Raw genomic sequence first — 15356 nt, 5'->3', positions numbered from 1 at the left:
GGCTCGCCCCGAGACCCCAATCGGGGCCGGCCGGTCCGGCCAGTGCTGCCCAGCGGGGGCAGCCGCTGCTTCAGGAGGCCCAGTAACGTGACCAGCCAGGTCGAAGAGGCGGAGCAGACACCGGCCGCCACCGTGCCCGACGAATCGTTCAGGACCGCCAAGAAGGTCCAGAGCATGGACCGGGTGATTATCCGGTTTGCGGGTGATTCCGGTGATGGTATGCAGCTTACGGGTGATCGTTTCACGTCGGAGACGGCGTCGTTCGGTAATGATCTGTCGACGCTGCCGAATTTCCCGGCGGAGATCCGGGCGCCTGCGGGGACGTTGCCGGGGGTGTCGTCGTTCCAGTTGCATTTCGCGGATCATGACATTCTGACGCCGGGTGACGCGCCGGATGTGCTGGTGGCGATGAATCCGGCGGCGTTGAAGGCGAATCTGGGTGATCTGCCGCGGGGTGCGGAGGTCATCGTGAACACCGATGAGTTCACGAAGCGGGCGATGGCGAAGGTCGGGTGGCCGTCGAGTCCGCTGGATGACGATTCGCTGGCGGGGTTCGCGGTGCACCGGGTGCCGTTGACGACGCTGACGGTGGAGGCGTTGAAGGACTCGGGGCTGGCGCGGAAGGACGCGGAGCGGGCGAAGAACATGTTCGCTCTGGGGTTGCTGTCGTGGATGTACCACCGGCCGACGGAGGGTACCGAGGCGTTCTTGCTGCGGAAGTTCGCGAAGAAGCCGGATATCGCGGCGGCGAACGTCGCGGCGTTCCGTGCGGGCTTCAATTTCGGGGAGACCACCGAGGACTTCGCGGTCTCCTACGAGGTCGCGCCGGCGTCGGCGGCGTTCCCCGCGGGGACGTACCGGAACATCTCGGGGAATCTGGCGCTGTCGTACGGGTTGGTCGCGGCGTCGCGGCAGTCGGGGCTGCCGCTGTTCCTGGGGTCGTATCCGATCACCCCGGCCTCCGACATCCTCCATGAGCTGTCGCGGCACAAGAACTTCGGGGTGCGGACCTTCCAGGCCGAGGACGAGATCGCGGCGATCGGCGCGGCTTTGGGTGCGGCGTTCGGTGGGGCGTTGGCGGTGACGACGACGTCGGGGCCGGGGGTGGCGCTGAAGTCGGAGACGATCGGGTTGGCGGTGTCGTTGGAGTTGCCGCTGCTGGTGGTGGACATCCAGCGCGGCGGGCCGTCGACGGGTATGCCGACCAAGACCGAGCAGGCCGATCTGTTGCAGGCGATGTTCGGCCGCAACGGTGAGGCGCCGGTGCCGGTGGTCGCGCCGGCCACGGCGGCGGACTGTTTCACGGCCGCTTTGGAGGCCGTGCGGATCGCGGTGGCCTACCGCACCCCGGTCTTCCTGCTCTCGGACGGGTATCTGGCGAACGGCTCGGAGCCGTGGCGGATCCCGGCGGTCGGTGAGCTGCCCGATCTGCGGGTCGATTTCGCTGAGGGCCCGAATCATGTGGACGCCGACGGGACGGAGGCGTTCTGGCCCTATCTGCGGGATCCGGAGACGTTGGCGCGGCCGTGGGCGGTGCCGGGCACGGCGGGGCTGGAGCACCGGATCGGGGGGATCGAGAAGCAGGACGGCACGGGCAACATCTCCTACGACCCGGCCAACCACGATCTGATGGTCCGTACCCGGCAGGCGAAGATCGACGGGATCACCGTGCCCGACGTTCAGGTCGACGACCCCACGGGGGGTGCGCGGACGCTGGTGGTGGGGTGGGGGTCGACGTACGGGCCGATCACGGCGGCGGTGCGGCGGATCCGCCGCGGCGGCGAGCACATCGCCCAGGCCCACCTGCGGCACCTGAACCCGTTCCCGGCGAATCTGGGGGAGGTGCTGGGCGCCTATGAGCGGGTGGTGGTCCCGGAGATGAACCTGGGGCAGCTCGCGCATCTGCTGCGGGCCCGCTACCTGGTCGACACCTCCTCGCTGACCCAGGTCACCGGCCTGCCCTTCAAGGCCGAGCAGCTTGCCCAGGCCATCACCGCGATCATGAACCCGCAGCAGCAGCAGCAGGAGGAGGTGGGTGGCAGTGTCTGAGGCGCTCACGCTGGTCCCCAAAGCGACCGGCAAGCAGTCGATGAAGGACTTCAAATCCGACCAGGAAGTCCGCTGGTGCCCCGGCTGCGGCGACTACGCGGTCCTGGCCGCCGTCCAGTCGTTCATGCCCGAGCTGGGCCTGGCCCGCGAGAACATCGTCTTCATCTCCGGGATCGGCTGCTCCTCCCGCTTCCCGTATTACATGAACACCTACGGTATGCACTCCATCCACGGCCGGGCCCCCGCGATCGCGACGGGGCTTGCCACGTCCCGCCGTGACCTGTCGGTATGGGTGGTGACGGGCGACGGGGACGCGCTGTCGATCGGCGGGAACCATCTGATCCACGCGTTGCGGCGGAATGTGAACCTGAAGATCCTGCTGTTCAACAACCGGATCTACGGGCTGACGAAGGGGCAGTACTCCCCGACGTCGGAGACCGGGAAGATCACCAAGTCCACACCGATGGGATCGCTGGACGCGCCGTTCAACCCGCTGTCGCTGGCGATCGGCGCGGAGGCGAGCTTCGTGGCCCGCACCATCGACTCGGACCGCAAGCATCTGCAGTCGGTGCTGCGGGCGGCCGCCGACCACCCCGGGACAGCGCTGGTGGAGATCTACCAGAACTGCAACATCTTCAACGACGGCGCCTTCGACGCCCTCAAAGACAGTGCGACCGCGCAAGAAGCCGTCATCCGCCTCGAACACGGCCGACCCATCCGCTTCGGATCCAAAGGTGTCGTGCGCGACCCTGTGACCGGTGACCTGGCGGTGATCGAGGTCACCGACGCCACGGCGGACCAGGTCCTCGTCCATGACGCGCACGCCGCCAGCCCCACGACGGCGTTCGCCCTGTCCCGGCTGGCCGACCCCGACACCCTGCACCACACCCCCATCGGTGTCCTGCGCGACACCACCCGCCCCGTCTACGACACCGACATGGCCGAGCAACTCGACCTCGCCGTCACCCGCCAGGGCGAAGGCGACCTGGCCGGCCTGCTCGCCGGCACCGACACCTGGACCGTCCCCTAGCCTTCCCGGCAGGGAAGAAGCAGGCCTAGGGCGCGGGGAACGGCGCGACCAACCCACCATCGGCCGGTGGTCCGGCACGGACCGAACTGCCCCTTCGGGCCGGTGACGACGTGCAGCCCGTCGACGGCCGGTCGCGCAGTTCCCCGCGCCCCTGTCGGGACCCCCTGCCGAAGGGGGACCGTAGAAGCCGGCGCCCCGCTCGGGGCGTCAACGACCACGACGTGAGGAAAATCGTGTCGCATACACTCACCGGCGCAACCACCCGGACGTGGGTGCGCCGCTTCCACCCGTACACGGCCTCGCCCGCGCGACTCGTCTGCTTCCCGCACGCCGGCGGCGCCGCCGGCTTCTTCCACCCGTTCTCCGCGGAACTGCGGGAGCGGACCGATGTGCTCTGTGTGCAGTACCCAGGCCGCCAGGACCGATGTCGGGAGCCGCTGCTCGACGACATAGCCCAGCTCGCCGACGGTGCCGCAGCGGCCCTGGCCCCCTGGCGCGGGGAGCGCCTCGCGCTATTCGGGCACAGCATGGGCGCGGTCGTGGCCTACGAGGTCGCGCGGCGCATGGAGGCCGACGGCGCCGGGCCCGTACGGCTGTTCGCGTCCGGGCGGCGGGCGCCCTCGGCGTACCGCGACGAGAAGCTGCACCTCGCGAGCGACGACGCGCTGCTCGCCGACATCCGCGCGCTGGACGGCACACCGCCCGAGGTGCTCGCGGACGAGGAGGTGCTGCGGATGTCGCTGCCGGTGCTGCGCAGCGACTACCGGGCGGTGGAGACCTACCGGCACCCGCAGGGGCCGCCGCTGGGGTGCCCGGTCACCGTGCTGACCGGGGACAGCGACCCGCGGGTGACCGACGAGGAGGCGCGGGCCTGGACGCGGCACACCGCGGCGAGCTGCGAGGTGCGCACCTACACCGGCGGCCACTTCTTCCTGTCCGACCGCTGGCCCGAGATCGGCAGCCTGGTCCTCGACCGGCTCGCGACCGCCCGGCGGCCGACGGCGCCCGGCCGCTGAGCCGGGCCGGGCACGGGCCTCAGGCCGTCGCGGCCGCCTCCGCGTCTCCGACCGTCGCGGCCGCCGCCGGGACGAGGGTGTTGTCGGACAGTACGGTCCGGTGGGCCGTGCGCAGCTCCACACCGGGCTCGATGCCCAGCTCCTCGATGAGCCGGGCCCGGGTGCGCCGGTAGACGTCGAGCGCCTCGCCGCTGCGGCCGCTTCGGTGCAGCGCGAGCATCAGGCGGGCGCAGAAGCCCTCGTCGAGCTGGTCCTCGGCCGTCAACCGGCGCAGCTCGCCGACCAGTTCGTGGTGGCTCCCCAGCGTCAGGTCGACGTCGATACGGCGGCGCAGCGCGGTTATCCACGCCTCGTCGTACTGCAGGGCGGCACCCGCCCGCGCGGGACCGTCCCGCAGGTCCTCAAGCGTGGGTCCGCGGCGCAGCGCCAGCGCTTCGCGGTAGAGGCGGGAGGCGGCCTCCAGGTCGCCGGCGCCGGCGCGCTCGCGGCCTTGCAGGCACAGCCGTTCGAACCTGACGGTGTCCAGGACGCCGTCGTCGAGCGCGAGTTGGTAGCCGGGTGTCCTGGTCCGCAGCATGCACCAGTTGTCGAGCCCGTGCCGTGCGAGGAACTTGCGCAACTGCGAGACGTACACCCGCAGTGCCGACACCGCGGTGGCCGGCGGCTGGTCGCCCCACAGGTCACGGATCAGCGAGTCGCTGGAGACGGTGGCGTTCGGCCGGATCAGCAAAGTGGCCAGCAGCTGCCGCAGTTTGCGCTGGGGGAGCGGCACTTCCGTCGCGCCGGCGACCACTTCGAGCGGCCCCAGCAGCCGTAGCGACACCGAGGGCGCCGCCGTGGGCGCCAACCGCTCGTGCCCCGCCGCCGGTTCGAAGACCTTCGGGCTGTCCACGTGGTCCCCTCTGAACGATCGCGTGCACCCCGTCCCCGTGACGGAGTGGCCTGTCGCCCGGTGCGGCGAACTGATCCACCGGGCAGTGCTGTTGCGCGTACGGACAGGGTGTGACGTACCAAACGAACTGGTCACCGTGGTAATGACTGATGCGACGAGCTTACCGAGCGGCCGTCGTGCTGCCTACGGTTCCCGAGGCGAAGGGGCGCATTCTTTTCCGCCGGCGACCGCCGCTGCGAGCGTCCGCGCGCAAGCCCGAGCAGAGGCCGCAGAAGACGTCAGAGCGTCCGGATCCGGGTATCAGGGCCCGACGGGCCGAAGCGCCCGGGGCCGGGCGGCGCCGGTTCCGCTTTATGTGGGCTTTGCAGCCGCGCTCTACTGTCACCGGATGAGACGCATCTCCCGGTGGCTGCTCAAGCAATTAACCACGGGGCTCGGGAGCCTCGCCATGTTCTGGTTCCATATGCCCGATCCGGACACGGCATATCCCGAATCGGCGCCGCCGCCGGATGTGGTCGGCCCGCCTGCCGGGCACCCGGAGCGGATGTGCCGGGGAATTCCGCTGACCAGGGTGGAGCTCATGCTGATGGCCGAGATCGACGCGATCGGCGACAGCGCGAAGTGACGCGCTCGGGCGTCATCGCCTCGGGCCGGCCTCCCCGGGGCCGAACCGGTCGGACGGGCCGCCGTCCAGCATCGAGAGGTGCAGGTTCTCCACCCACGAGGACGGTTCGAGCCCCAGCTCGTCACGCAGCACCTGGCGCAGCCGCCCCATCACCACCAGTGCCCGGTCGCGGTGGCCCGAGCGGTACAGCGCCAGCATGTACTGCGCCTGGACGTACTCCTCCGCGGGCTGCCCCGCGGCCAACCCGTCCAGCTCGTCGAGCAGTTCGCGGTGCCGCCCCAGGCTCAGGTCCGCGTCGATGCGCTGCGTCCGTACGCTGAGCAGCTCCTCGTGCAGCACCCGCAGCCGCCCGGCGAGCACCGGGCCGGCCGGCACCCCGGCGAGCGCCGGACCCTGCCACAGGGCCAGCGCCAGTGCCAGCAGCCGGGAGGCGCCGCGGTCGTCCCGGTGCATCAGCGCGGTGCCGCGGCGTGCCAGCGCCCTGAACTGCTCCAGGTCGAGCGCGTCGACCGGGACCACGAGCGAGTAGCCGTTCTCCCGGGTCTCCAGCAGCCGCCGGGCCGCGGGAGCACTGCCGACGCTCGGCATCGCGGTGAGCATCCGGCGCAGCGACAGCACGTACGACTGCAGGGTCGCGGCGGCACTGCTCGGCGGGGCGCTGCCCCACAGCTCGGTCACGCAGGTGCCGGCCGGGACGACCTTGCCCGCGTCGAGCAGCAGCAGCGACAGCAGCTGGCGCTGCTTGGGCGCGGTGGGCGTGTGGTCACGGTCCGCGTCACGGACCCGTAACGGCCCGAGTACACCGAACTCCAAACCGGTCACTCCTCCGCAGCGTCGGGTATGGCTGCGGCGGACCCCAGGTCCGGCTGCCAGTCCCTCACTCTACCGGCGCCACCCCCGTCCGACGGGCCGTCACCACCCCACCCCCAGGAGCATCCCTCGTCCCCCGAGAGCGCCCTTTCCCGCCTGGTTCTCCCCGCGGTTGACCCCGCGCGCCCGGCCCCATCGCCCGTCTGGCGCGCCCCGCCCGTGCCGTGCGGCGCCGACGCGTGCCCATGTGCTGAGCAAGGTGGTGGCGGAGGAGCAACGTCACCACCGCCTACGGAACAGACCGTTCATTTGACAGACCCGCTCCGGCTTTGCCGTACGAGGCGCGGCACGATGGCATGCTGCTCGGGATCCGGGGGTGGGGAATGTTCAGTGTCCCAAGGACGCCTTCGCCAGCACGATGGCCAAACCCAGGACGAGGTTGACCATGCCCTCGACGCTCGCCATTGCGCGGGAGGCGCCGGCATGGAGAGCGCCGATGCAGGCCCAGGCGACCTGCTGCGCCACGGCGATCGCCAGCGCGAGCCACGCCGTACCGCTCAGGCCCAGCCCCAGGAGCGGGCTCAGCGCCACCGCTGCGGCAGGCAGTACCGCCGCCTCGACGATCGGCCACTCGCGCCGCCCGACCCGTCGCGCCTCCGCCCACCCGAGGCGGCGGCCGGCGAGCCGTTCGCCGGCGAGGTGGGCGTAGACGTGCGCGGCCCAGAAGACCAGGCCGGTCACGAGGAGCAGCACCACCAGTTGGAGCCGGGGAGAGTCACCGACCGCGCTGGCCGCTGCGATGACGGAGGCAGCGAGCAGGGACCCGTAAAGGGCTCCCGCGTAGTCCGTCCTGGCCAGTGGCCGACCGGTCTGGTCTCTTCGCGGCCAGGGCAGGAGGCGGTTCACCAGCCCACCATAAGGAGGTGGACGCGCCCTCGGCCGCATCCCACGCGAAGTCCGTGGAACGGACATGGGCGCGACCCGATCTCGTCGGTAGACGGTCGAGCGCCCACTCATGGGGATCGGGCGACACGCCTGGCCATCACGCAAAAGTAAGGCACTTAACGTGCAATATGGTGCAATGTTGCATATTTGATCTCTCCGTAGGAGGAAACGTCATGACGGGCAAGCCCAGCATTGTCTTCGCCCACGGACTCTGGGCGGATGGGTCGTGCTTCAACAAGCTCATCCCCACGCTCCAGGCCGAGGGGCACGAGGTGTTCGCCTCGCAGCACGGCCTCGACTCGCTCGAAAGCGACGTGGCGTGCGTCAACTTCACGCTCAACCACGTTCCCGGCCCGATCGTGCTGGTCGGTCACTCCTACGGTGGGACCCTGATCACCAAAGCGGGCACCCATGAGCGCGTCGGCGCGCTCGTGTACATCGCCGCGCTCGCCCCGGACGAGGACGAGACGTCGCAGGAGCAGCAGGACAAATTCCCACGCACGCCCGTCTTCGATCAGGTGGAAGTCGCTGACGGCCGCGTGTGGCTCAAGCCCTCGGGCATCCAGGACTTCTGCGGCGACCTCCCGGAAGCGGAGCAGAAGCTCGTTCTGGCGACGGGCGCCGTGCCGGTGGCGGACCTGTTCGATCAGCAGGTTCCCGGCACCGCCTGGCGGACGAAGCCCAGCTGGTTCATCGTCGCCAACAACGACCGCACCGTGCACCCCGACCTGGAGCGGTCCGCCGCCGAGCGCATGGGCGCCAATCTTCGTCCCGTGGACAGCAGCCACGTTCCCATGCTCTCGCATCCTGACTTCGTCCTCGATGTGATCCGTGAGGCCGCGAAGTCCCTTGAGGCATAGATGTACTGACCGGGGAGCCTGTCCCTTGATACGTCGATCCGCTGACCGGCGCCCACCTGAATGCTTGCGGCATCGTGTACGGAAGACCCTCGTGAGGTGGGCGCGGCGCCCTGGCCGCCGGCCCCGGAAAGGCCGGGCGGTCAGCCCGCCAGGAGGGGGAGTGCCGCTTCGGCCACCGGATAGCTCGTCGCCGTCATCGCCTGCTCGATGGCGTACGAGTAGTTCAGTCGCGGCAGCGGCTGCCCGCGCTTGAGCTTGATGAAGACCGAGTCGAAGCCGGACGTGCCGTTGAACGCCGTGCATTGCAGCTGGACTTCGACGGACGTGGCGCCCGGCTCGGTGTCGCCCCACAGCGGAGTGCCGAAGCAGTGCGGTGTCAGCCGGGTGATCGTGGACTGTTCGGCCGAGGCCAGGGTGGACTTGAGCAGCACGGTGCTCTCGCCGGCATAGGTGCGGGCGAACAGGGCGATAGGGCCGACGGTGTTGAGCGCGAAACCGACGCTGTCCACCGCGTGCGGGTCGGAGAACGCGTTGACGTCCGCCTGGGCGAGCGTGACGCAACTCGTTGTGGCGGCGGCGAACGCCTGTGCGTTGTCCGGCGACAGCACTCGGATGTCGGCGACCTCGATCACCGCACTGCGGGCGCACGCCTGCACGTCGGCCGCCTGGACCGCGTCGATCTCGTCGAGGATCTCGGTCTTGGCGACGGTGATCGCATTCTCGATCTGCGTCGTCGCCTGGTCCAGGGTGAGCGCCCCTCCGAAGAACTTCTGATACGCGTCGTATGCCTGCTTCACATAGCCCACGTAGCCGGTGAAATCCCCGATCGAGACAGCCTGGGCGGGTGTCGACCCGGTCACGGCCACCATGACGACAGCGGTGGCCAGCGCGGTCACCGTGCCTGACAGCCGGGCGGTCAAGGTTCCTGACATCCTACGAACTCCCCTCCATGAGAACGTGCGGCCGTCGCCCTTGGGCTCCGGCCCAGTTGTGAGCGGGTAGAGGTCCTCGTACGCCGCGTCACAGTCGGTCACGTGCATCTTGGGCGGGCCCGAAGGCGGGCCACCATACGAGGGTTTGCGTATGCCCGGGACCCCGGCAGCCGAATACGCTGCCAGAGGTGATGGGGGGCCCGATGCCGAGCTTGTTATCGGTCAGCGATCTGGATCTGCGCGCCTTGGCGGGGATGGTCCAAGAGGTACGCGCCGATGTGCCGGAACAGGGGCTGCCACCGTCCCTGCTCGCAGACTTGATGGGCCAGATCCGCTGTGACGCACTGACCGTCGCAGGTTTCGACAGTCACCGGCAGGAGTGGTGGCTGGCGCAGACAGGACCTGGTGGTGGCGAGACGCCCGATGAGGCCGATCAAGCCGACGAGGCTGATGACGACGCCGACTTGACGCACTGGCACCACTACTGGGACTGCCAGCCGTGCAGTTACCCCGACCGTAGCGCCGACCTGCGCAGTGTCGTGACGATCCCGGACTTCTACTCGGCCAGGCAGTGGCACAGCACCGGAATGTACACCGACTACTACCGGCCGCTGGGGATCGAGCACGAGCTCATGCTCTGCATGCCCGCCGGAACTCCGGGAACCAGCGGCCCCGGCCGGACCCTGCGGATCTTCCTCTTCCGCGGGCCGGGTCCGGACTTCTCCGAGCGCGACCGCGCGCTTTTCACGCTGCTGCGGCCGCACCTGCACGAGGCCTACCTGGACGCCGAACGGCGCCGCCACCCCACACCCCAACTCACCCCCCGGCAGTGGCAACTGATGCACCTGCTCGCCGCAGGACACACCAACGTCCAGATCGCCCGCAGGCTGGGCTTGTCCGAGGGAACAGTGCGCAAGCACCTGGAGAACGCCTACCGCCGGCTGCACGTTTCCCACCGCATGGCCGCGGTCGCCCGCGCGTTTCCGGCGGGAGCGCCCGATCAGCGTCGGACCCGCTGACCAAGGGCAGCCGAGCACGCGCTCCGACACTGCCTTCGCGTGCGGGGCCCAGCCGATTGTCTGGTTTCGCGATATCGCGTCGATCGGATATCTGCGACCGTCGGCGTACGCGTGGCACCGCCCGTACGCCCCGGGCAGGCTGTCGCGCTGGCGGAAGACCTCCACAGCCCCGCGCCACCGACGCCCGCCCAGGAGACCGTCCATGCGCCGACGCGCCAGCCGCCCCACCCCTGCCCTCGCACTGTTCGGCCTGCTCGCCCTGTTCGTCGCCGCTACCCCCGGCGCCGGCGCGAGGGGCACCCTCGATCCCGGTTTCCGGGCCGCGCTGCACGGCGCTCCGGGGGATGCCGTCCCCTTCGGCGGATCGGCCACCAGCTCCAACTGGTCCGGTTATGTGGTCACCGCGGCCCCGCAGTCGCTGCACCAGGTCAACGCCTCGTGGGTGCTGCCGAGCGTCTCGTGCCTGCGGACCATCGACTCGGCCGCCTTCTGGGTCGGGTTCAACGGCTACAACGACAAGAGCCAGGTCGAGCAGACCGGGGTCGCCGCCATCTGCAGTTCGGGCAGGCCCGTCTACCGTGCCTGGTACGAGATGGTGCCGGCTCCGCCGGTCTACTACGGCGACCCGGTGGCCCCCGGCGACACGCTGACCGCGACCGTCAACCACGACAACGGGGGCGGCTACACGCTGATCCTGAGCGACGCCACCCGCGGCTGGTCGCACACCACGGTGAAAAGCGGCGGGGCGGACGAGGAGGCCGAGGTCATCGCCGAGGCCAACACCACCTACATGGCGCCGTTCAACCAGGTCACCTTCGCCAACACCACGGTCAACGGCATCCCGATGGGCACGCTGAACTGGACCGCGCTGTCCCTGCCGTCCTCCGGCTTCTTCACGGTGGCCAGCCCCGGCCCGTTCAACGCCGCCGGGAACTCGTTCCCGATCTACTCGGCCACGGACCACTGACGTACGACCACCGATGGCGGGGCACGTACCGAGCGTCTGCCCCCGCCGTCGGTGCCGCCGTGCGTCAGCCCCTCGGAAGCCGCACGCTCAGCTCGTAGAACCGGGTGATCTGCGCCGGGTTCTGGTTGTCGTCGCTGACCAGCAGGAGTCGCAGCCGGCCGCCGAGGTCGTGGCCGGTGACGGCCATGCCCTCGATGTTGTCGAGCAGGGGGTTGGTCTGGGGCTGCTTGGCGGTGGCGCCGAGGGACGGGCAGGCGCCGAGGTCGGCGAGCAGCGTCTTGCGCACGAGCCGTACGTTCTTCTGCCCGGTCAGGTCGGTGACGCCGCTGACGTCGGTGGCGCGGGAGAGGTCGGCCGCGTACAGCCGCACGGTGTTGCCCACCCCGGCGGTGAAGCCGCGTTCCAGGACGAGCAGCCGGCCGTCGCCGGTGGCCGCGATGTCGGAGACGCCGAGGAGGGCGCCGTGGGCGTCGGTGTCGACGGGGTAGGCGTACTGGCGGCCGAGCCGGAAGCCCGTCGAGCCGGCGCGCTGCCAGGTCTGGAAGCGCACGGTGGTGCGGTCGTCGCCGGACAGCGCGCCCTCCATGGACGCGACGAGGGTCCGCCCGCCCGGCTGGAAGGCGAGGCCCTCGAAGGTGAGGTTGCCGGTGGCGCGGCCCGCGGGGGCGACCTTCAGCTCCTGCGGCACCGGCAGGCTGCCGAGGACGGTGCCGCCGTCACGGCTGTAGCGGCGGATCGTCGGCTCCACCTCGGAGGTGATCAGCCGCGTACCGTCCCGGTCGACGGCGATGGCCTCGGAGTCCAGCGGCTGGCCCTGCTCGTCGGCGAGCGGCACCACCTTGCGCGGCGCCAGGTCGCCCAGGGTGCGGCCGCTCAGGGTGAACAGCGAGGACCGGTCGGAGAGCGCGTCGAGAGTGCCGTGCGCGTCGGGAGCCAGCGCGGAGAGGTTGCCGACGAAGGTGCCGTCGAAGGTCGTCTTGTCGAGCGCGTCGGAGAAGCCGTCGACGGCCACGGACGCGGAGCACCAACCGGCGGCGGCAGGCGGTGCGGGACGGTGGCCCGTCCGACTGCCGTGGGCCTGGGCGGGTCCGGCCGCGGCCAGGCACGCGGCCATGGTGAGGACGACGGACGAACCTGCGAGAAGGGCTTTCACGCGCACAGTGACACTCCACATCGACCGACAACTGGCGTACGTACCAGCCCGATTGTCGACCCTCCGACGAAGCAGCGGGCGTACACCGGCCGACGCCCGGCTGAACCCCGAGCGCCGGGGGCTCGGCGTCAGGCCTGGGCGCGCACCAGCAGGGTGCCGATGTGGCCGGGCTCGGGGGCGTCCAGGACGCGGGCCTCGGCCGAGGCGAATCCGGCGCGGGTCAGCGGGCGCTCCCAGACGGCCGGGCGGTAGCTGTAGCGGTAGGCGAACATCACACGGCCAAGCGAGATCGCCCTCTACCTGCGGGCGTTCGAGCAGCTGCGCGGCATGGCCGTGTACGGGTCGGAGGCGCTGCTCTGATCGTCCGCGCAATCGACGCACTACGGTGAAGTGCCACCTCCCAGGCTCGGGTGTCGCCACCCCGCGGGTCAGCGCCTCCGGCGCGGCGCCGGTGTTGTGCTCCTGTGCGGTCGGCCTCGTGCCCCACGGGCGGTTCGGGAAGCCCGCGCGCCCCACCCGCGGCGCACCGCGAGGGGCGGTCACCCGGCGGGTGCGCCGCCCGTCCGCCGCGGGGCGGCCAGCGGGCGCGAAAATTTCGGGGGAACCGTTGACGAGGTCGTGGGAGCGCTCCCACACTGGGTCGGAATGTTTAAAACGTTCCAACCCACGGCTTCCTTCCCCCCACCCCTGGAGGATCCATGACCACCCGTCGGAAACGCGCGCGCCGCCGCGCCTGGGCGGCGTCGGCGGTCGGCGCGCTCATCGCGGCCGGCACCACCTGGGCCGTCCAGGCGGCCCCGTCGTACGCGGCCGCCGCTGCCGGCTGCAGCGTCGGCTACTCGATCACCAGCACCTGGCAGGGCGGCTTCGGCGCCGCCGTCACGATCACCAACCTCGGTGACGCGGTGTCGTCGTGGAGCCTGAAGTGGACCTTCGGGTCGGGGCAGACGGTGACGCAGGCGTGGAACGCGGACGTCACGCTCAACAGCAGCCAGGTCACGGCGACCAACGTCAGCTACAACGGCGCGATACCGACCGGGGGTTCGGCCTCCTTCGGGTTCAACGGGGCTGTCACCGGCTCCGGCACGCCCACCGCCCCGACCGCCTTCACCCTCAACGGCACCGCCTGCACCGGCGGTACGACCACCACGACGCCCACGGCGACCCCCACGACGACGACGCCCACCACCCCGCCCCAGTCCGGCCAGGGCCGCCAGGTCGAGAAGCTCGACCGCGGGGTCATCTCGGTCCGCAGCGGCTCCGGCAACCTCGTCTCGTGGCGCTGGCTCGGCACCGACCCGGACAACGTCGCCTTCAACGTCTACCGCGGCGCCACCAAGGTCAACTCGGCCCCGTTGACGGGCGCGACGGACTACCTGGACTCCGGCGCCGCGGCCGACGCGTCCTACACCGTGCGGGCGGTGGTGAACGGCGCCGAGCAGGCCGCGTCCCCCGCGTCGCTGTCGTTCGCGAGCGGCTACCACGATGTGCCGATCTCGCCGCCGGCCGGCGGCACCACCCCCGACGGCGTCGCCTACACCTACGAGGCCAACGACGCGTCGGTCGGCGACCTCGACGGCGACGGCCGGCTCGACCTCGTACTGAAGTGGTATCCCACCAACTCCAAGGACAACTCCCAGTCCGGCTACACCGGTGACACCGTCCTGGACGGCATCACCCTCGACGGCACCCGGCTGTGGCGGATCGACCTGGGCCGCAACATCCGCTCGGGCGCGCACTACACGCAGTTCCAGGTGTACGACTACGACGGCGACGGCAAGGCCGAGGTCGTCATGAAGACCGCCGACGGCACGACGGACGGCGCCGGCAAGGTGATCGGCAACTCCGGCGCCGACTACCGCAACTCCGCCGGCTACGTCCTGTCGGGACCGGAATACCTGAGCGTCTTCAACGGGCAGACCGGCGCCGCGATGCAGACGGTGAACTACGACCCGCCGCGCGGCACCGTCTCCTCCTGGGGCGACAGCTACGGCAACCGGGTGGACCGCTTCCTGGCGGGCACCGCCTACCTCGACGGCAAGCGCCCCTCGATCGTCATGGCCCGCGGCTACTACACCCGCACCGTGATCGCCGCCTGGGACTGGCGGGACGGCAAGCTCACCGAGCGCTGGCGCTTCGACAGCAACGACTCGGGCAACAGCGCCTACGCCGGGCAGGGCGACCACCAGCTCGTCACCGCCGACCTCGACGGCGACGGCAAGGACGAGATCGAATACGGCGCCATGGCCGTGGACGACAACGGCCACGGGCTGTGGAATACCGGGCAGGGCCACGGCGACGCCCTGCACGTCGGCGACCTCGACCCCTCCCACCCCGGCCTGGAGGTCTTCAAGGTCGACGAGGACACCTCCAAGCTCGCCGCCTGGTTCGCCGACGCCAAGACCGGCAAGATCCTCTGGTCCAACGCCAGTTGCGGCTGCGACAACGGCCGCGGAGTCTCGGACGACGTCTACGCGGGCAGCCCGGGTGCCGAGTCGTGGTCCGCGAGCGTCAGCGGGCTCTACAGCACCACCGGCCAGAACATCGGCCGCAAGCCCGGCTCGGCGAACTTCCTGGCCTGGTGGGACGGCGACCCGGTGCGCGAACTGCTCGACGGCACGCACATCGACAAGTACGGCACCAGCTCCGACACCCGGCTGCTGACCGCCTCAGGGGTGCATTCCAACAACGGCACCAAGGCGACGCCCACCCTGTCCGGCGACCTCTTCGGGGACTGGCGCGAGGAGGTCGTCTGGCCCACCACCGACAACCGGGCGCTGCGGATCTACGCCACCCCCACCCCCACCGACCTCCGCATCACCACCCTGCTGCACGACACCCAGTACCGCACCGCGATCGCGTGGCAGAACACGGCGTACAACCAGCCGCCGCACCCGAGCTTCTTCCTCGGCAACGGCATGTCGACCCCGCCCCGCCCGCAGGTCTACACGCCCTGACCACGCCCTGACGGCATCCTGACCACCGCCCGACCCGGGCCGCCGGCCGGCGCGGACGGGGGACACGACGCCCCCCCGTCCGCCCGCCGCGCACCTTCCCG

The 15356-nt window shown here is 70.6% G+C and carries 13 protein-coding genes and 2 pseudogenes; 9 read left to right on the top strand and 6 right to left on the bottom strand.

Annotation, left to right across the window (positions count from 1 at the left end; translation table 11 throughout):
* Nucleotides 1-132: 132 nt before the first annotated feature.
* The 3 genes from OG900_02715 to OG900_02705 all read left to right on the top strand — a co-directional run bounded on the left by OG900_02715 (nucleotide 133) and on the right by OG900_02705 (nucleotide 4095).
* Nucleotides 133-2049, top strand: coding sequence for a 2-oxoacid:acceptor oxidoreductase subunit alpha (locus OG900_02715; protein ID WUH95594.1), 1917 nt, complete (start codon nucleotides 133-135; stop codon nucleotides 2047-2049).
* A gap of 40 nt (nucleotides 2050-2089) precedes the next feature.
* Complete coding sequence (locus tag OG900_02710; protein WUH95593.1) at nucleotides 2090-3079, top strand: 2-oxoacid:ferredoxin oxidoreductase subunit beta; 990 nt, start codon at nucleotides 2090-2092, stop codon at nucleotides 3077-3079.
* Nucleotides 3080-3312: 233 nt separating this feature from the next.
* Nucleotides 3313-4095 carry an alpha/beta fold hydrolase gene (locus OG900_02705; protein ID WUH89147.1) on the top strand — a complete coding sequence of 261 codons (783 nt, stop codon included), beginning with the start codon at nucleotides 3313-3315 and terminating at the stop codon, nucleotides 4093-4095.
* 19 nt (nucleotides 4096-4114) lie between these two features.
* On the opposite strand, the gene OG900_02700 is transcribed toward OG900_02705, so the two are convergent.
* A complete protein-coding gene (locus OG900_02700) occupies nucleotides 4115-4987 on the bottom strand; it encodes an AfsR/SARP family transcriptional regulator (GenBank protein ID WUH89146.1) in 873 nt (290 codons plus the stop codon).
* 388 nt (nucleotides 4988-5375) lie between these two features.
* Here OG900_02700 and OG900_02695 point away from each other — a divergent pair, with 388 nt between their 5' ends.
* Nucleotides 5376-5612 (top strand): hypothetical protein, encoded by a 237-nt coding sequence (locus OG900_02695; GenBank protein ID WUH89145.1) that lies wholly within the window; start codon nucleotides 5376-5378, stop codon nucleotides 5610-5612.
* Nucleotides 5613-5624: 12 nt separating this feature from the next.
* Here the strand turns inward: OG900_02695 and OG900_02690 are convergent, their stop codons facing one another.
* Nucleotides 5625-6425 (bottom strand): AfsR/SARP family transcriptional regulator, encoded by an 801-nt coding sequence (locus OG900_02690; GenBank protein ID WUH89144.1) that lies wholly within the window; start codon nucleotides 6423-6425, stop codon nucleotides 5625-5627.
* 384 nt (nucleotides 6426-6809) lie between these two features.
* Nucleotides 6810-7328, bottom strand: coding sequence for a hypothetical protein (locus OG900_02685; protein WUH89143.1), 519 nt, complete (start codon nucleotides 7326-7328; stop codon nucleotides 6810-6812).
* A gap of 212 nt (nucleotides 7329-7540) precedes the next feature.
* Here OG900_02685 and OG900_02680 point away from each other — a divergent pair, with 212 nt between their 5' ends.
* Entirely contained in the window at nucleotides 7541-8227 is a 687-nt protein-coding gene (locus OG900_02680) for an alpha/beta hydrolase (protein WUH89142.1), read from the top strand.
* A gap of 140 nt (nucleotides 8228-8367) precedes the next feature.
* Here the strand turns inward: OG900_02680 and OG900_02675 are convergent, their stop codons facing one another.
* A complete protein-coding gene (locus tag OG900_02675) occupies nucleotides 8368-9159 on the bottom strand; it encodes a hypothetical protein (GenBank protein ID WUH89141.1) in 792 nt (263 codons plus the stop codon).
* 203 nt (nucleotides 9160-9362) lie between these two features.
* On the opposite strand from OG900_02675, the gene OG900_02670 reads away from it, so the two are divergent.
* Both OG900_02670 and OG900_02665 read left to right on the top strand, forming a co-directional pair.
* The gene (locus tag OG900_02670; GenBank protein WUH89140.1) at nucleotides 9363-10178 is read left to right on the top strand and encodes a LuxR C-terminal-related transcriptional regulator; all 816 of its coding nucleotides are present in this window, start codon (nucleotides 9363-9365) and stop codon (nucleotides 10176-10178) included.
* Between the two features lie 202 nt (nucleotides 10179-10380).
* Complete coding sequence (locus OG900_02665) at nucleotides 10381-11145, top strand: G1 family endopeptidase (GenBank protein WUH89139.1); 765 nt, start codon at nucleotides 10381-10383, stop codon at nucleotides 11143-11145.
* Between the two features lie 64 nt (nucleotides 11146-11209).
* Here OG900_02665 and OG900_02660 read toward each other — a convergent pair whose 3' ends face one another.
* The gene (locus tag OG900_02660) at nucleotides 11210-12304 is read right to left on the bottom strand and encodes an esterase-like activity of phytase family protein (GenBank protein ID WUH89138.1); all 1095 of its coding nucleotides are present in this window, start codon (nucleotides 12302-12304) and stop codon (nucleotides 11210-11212) included.
* Nucleotides 12305-12426: 122 nt separating this feature from the next.
* A pseudogene (locus OG900_02655) lies at nucleotides 12427-12579 on the bottom strand (SAM-dependent methyltransferase).
* Here OG900_02655 and OG900_02650 point away from each other — a divergent pair.
* Nucleotides 12569-12687 (top strand): annotated as a pseudogene (locus OG900_02650) (transcriptional regulator). The pseudogenes OG900_02655 and OG900_02650 overlap by 11 nt on opposite strands.
* Nucleotides 12688-12996: 309 nt before the next feature.
* Complete coding sequence (locus OG900_02645) at nucleotides 12997-15255, top strand: cellulose binding domain-containing protein (protein WUH89137.1); 2259 nt, start codon at nucleotides 12997-12999, stop codon at nucleotides 15253-15255.
* Nucleotides 15256-15356: the final 101 nt, after the last annotated feature.

Source organism: Streptomyces sp. NBC_00433 (assembly GCA_036015235.1).
Lineage (GTDB): Bacteria > Actinomycetota > Actinomycetes > Streptomycetales > Streptomycetaceae > Actinacidiphila.
Note: the sequence above shows the minus strand (reverse complement) of the source record. Positions and strands in the feature narration are given on the sequence as shown.